The sequence below is a fragment of the Moorena sp. SIO3H5 genome, assembly GCF_010692395.1.
In the GTDB taxonomy this organism is placed as follows: domain Bacteria; phylum Cyanobacteriota; class Cyanobacteriia; order Cyanobacteriales; family Coleofasciculaceae; genus Moorena.
Genome location: NZ_JAAHHS010000802.1, coordinates 1 through 1,136 on the forward strand (window position 1 = coordinate 1; position 1,136 = coordinate 1,136).

The 1,136-nt window shown below is 42.9% G+C and carries 1 pseudogene; it reads right to left on the reverse strand.

The features are described from left to right. Positions 1-463: 463 nt before the first annotated feature. Positions 464-1,136 (reverse strand): annotated as a pseudogene (locus F6K52_RS36620) (ATP-binding protein); the annotation flags it as partial.

A 1,136-nucleotide genomic window follows, 5' to 3' on the forward strand; every position in this document is an offset into this window, starting at 1 on the left:
TGTTTGTTCGCAATTTTCCTATAATGATTGCCCATCATAATTTCAGTATAGTTGACATCTCCCACGTCTAGAAGGCGGGCTGATTCAAAATTATGGGAAAATTATCAACGAAATTAGATTGGTGCGTTGCGCTCCGTAACAGCGCACCATGGATTTTTTTCTAATGCTGATATCCATAACATAAGTTACAAATTCATGACAAATCATCATATTTGTCAGTAAGTAAATAGACATAATTAAATCTAACAGGACTTACGCAAACTGAAATTGTCATTGCGACCGAAACGGAGTGTAGGGAAGCATAAGTCCGAAGCGGACACGCTCCGCGAACGCAGGATTTTCGCGATTACGTCGCTATCGCTCGTAATGACACAGTTACGTTACCTTTGCGTAAGTCCTAAACCAAAATCCTCAACTACCCACAGATCCCCGACTTCTGAATCAATATCTTCAACGTAGCGACTTATGGAGTAGAAGTCGGGGATCTAACCCCACGAGCAAACCATCGCCGAATCAACTCCACTTGAAAACGATAACCATCCCCTACTTCCTCAATCAGTTCCCGTTGTAATAACTGTTGGAAAGCATTTTCTGATACGTCAGGTAGTTGTTGATATATAGTATTTTTACTGACAATTTTCCCTTCCCCTCGTGCTGCGATCGACCTGAGAATAGCCAATCCCGTTGCATTGACTTGGTTATTTTGAATATCAGCAAAGAAGAAACTACCAGTAATTAACGCCTCCGTCACCGCCACTTCTACATCCGCTAAAGTAGCTAATCGCCGCACCGAGGGGTCTTGTTCGTTTTTGTAGGCGATAATTTCGCTACACAGTAATTGTACTAAAAAAGGATGACAGCGAGTAATTTGCAAAATGCGGTCTACTGCATCCGGTTCGTAGCGCAGGGTAAAATCTTGGACAGGATACTCAATTAGTTTACGGGCTTCTTCTTCTTTGAGGTAGCTGATATGCAGTACTTGCACATTGATTAAGTAACTAGCCCAACGCTGATATTCTTCAATAGTATGGGAACCAGCCAGCATGACTTTGAAGCGGGGACGGTGTTGGATTAGGTGGCGCAGCATTCCCAATACATCTTGTTCGTCAAAGCGTCCTTTGGTAATTGCGCTGTCT